The 221-nt window shown below is 66.5% G+C and carries 1 pseudogene; it reads right to left on the reverse strand.

The window, feature by feature from the left end:
• Positions 1–221: pseudogene (locus L977_RS18150) on the reverse strand (IS481 family transposase); the annotation flags it as partial.

Consider the following 221-nt stretch of genomic DNA (forward strand, 5'->3'; position numbering starts at 1 on the left):
GGAGTGGTCGTCCAGCAGGGTGAGAGGATGGCAGCGGCCGCCGCCATAGGGGAAGTGCCCCTTAAAATCCATCTGCCAGAGCCGGTTCGGCGCATCGTGTTCGAAGCGGCCCGTGGGCGGAATGCCGGGAGCCGTGCCGGGCAGCAGGCCGTGGCGGGCCATCAGGTTATGGACAGTGCTGAAGGCAGGCATACGGTGTCCCTGGTCTTCGAGCCAGCGCT

The organism is Enterobacter sp. ZOR0014, from assembly GCF_000798855.1.
Lineage (GTDB): Bacteria > Pseudomonadota > Gammaproteobacteria > Enterobacterales > Enterobacteriaceae > Enterobacter > Enterobacter kobei.